Origin of the sequence: Acidovorax soli, assembly GCF_014207955.1 — a bacterium.
In the GTDB taxonomy this organism is placed as follows: domain Bacteria; phylum Pseudomonadota; class Gammaproteobacteria; order Burkholderiales; family Burkholderiaceae_C; genus Acidovorax; species Acidovorax soli_A.
Map to the genome: position 1 here is coordinate 1 of NZ_JACHLK010000046.1, position 1,274 is coordinate 1,274.

A 1,274-nucleotide genomic window follows, 5' to 3' on the forward strand; every position below is an offset into this window, starting at 1 on the left:
TGTACAGACCGGGGACATGGTGAACACCTGTGCGGAGACATGGTGAACACTTTTCATTAGACGGCGTTCGTGCTGGCCAGGTCAATCACCAGGCAGCGATGGTGGGCAAAGAACACCTCATAGCAACCATCCTTGCCAGGCTTGGCCCGGATGCCCACCCGGTGGCGATGCAGGGCATTGCTCAGCTTGTAGCGCCTGCCCCTGAACCGCACGATCCCGTTCCAGTCGACCGTGCGCACTTCGTCTTCGCTGGTGTACTCAGGCGGGCTCAACTGCTCAGGGAACTCCCTCTTGCTGGGGCGGTAGCGGGTGACCGGCGTGGCTCCGTTCAGTGCCTCATGTGGGCGCTGTTGGTTGTAGACCGTGCGCCAGCCATCCAGAGCCTTCTGTACTCTCTCCAGACTCTCAAAGCACCGGCCCCTGAGCACTTCAAGCTCCAGCGTGCGATGAAAGCGCTCGTCCTTGCCGTTGGTCTGCGGGTGGTAGGGCCGGCTGTGGCTCAGGCGGATACCCAACTGCACCAGCCACACCCCCAGCGCTGTGAGCTGGCCCGGTGCGCTCGGTGAACCCCAGGGGGCGCCGTTGTCGAAGTTGATCTGTGCTGGCAGGCCGTAGCGGCGAAACACCTGTGTCATATGGGCCTGGACGACCTCGGTGGAGGTCCTGCCACAGGCCTGCAGCGCCAGGTTGAAGCGCGAGTGGTCATCCAGGATGGTCAGCGGCGAGCAGCGCCCCTCGAACGTCTCAAAGTGGCCCTTGAAGTCGGCTTGCCACAGCGCGTTGGGCTCTGTGTGCTCAAACCGCTGCCAGTGCCCGGCGGCCTCGCTGGCCTCGGGCGTGATCAGGCCGTGGCGCTTGAGGATCGAGGTGACGGTGCTGGTGGCTACAGCAGGCCCTCCCAGGTTCTGCAGGCGCCATCTGATCTTGCGGCTGCCCCAGGCGGGGTGTTCGGTGCGCACTGCAACGACGGCAGCCTCCACTTCTGGTGATGAAATGGTGGGGCTGCTCAAGGGCTTGCGTGAGCGATCTGCCAGCCCCTCATGTCCTTGCTCTTCAAAGCGGTTGAGCCACTTGTAAGCAGTCGCAGGGCTGATGCCAAAGCGCCGGCACAACTGGCGCCGGTTGGCGCCCTCTTGCCGAGCCAGTTCGATGAATTCCTGTCTCAGGTTCATGGTGTTGCGAGCCTTCCATGGCATGGGGACCTCCGGCGAAAGTTCGCCCAAAGTGTTCACCATGTCCTCGCACACCTGTTCACCATGTCCCCGGTCTATACA

General features: G+C 62.9%; 1 protein-coding gene. It reads right to left on the reverse strand.

All coding sequences use genetic code 11. The annotated features are described in order from the left end of the window. Window positions 1-56 precede the first annotated feature (56 nt). Window positions 57-1,196: an IS481 family transposase gene (locus HNP48_RS35135; protein WP_184866327.1), complete on the reverse strand. Its 1,140-nt coding sequence runs from the start codon at window positions 1,194-1,196 to the stop codon at window positions 57-59. Window positions 1,197-1,274: the final 78 nt, after the last annotated feature.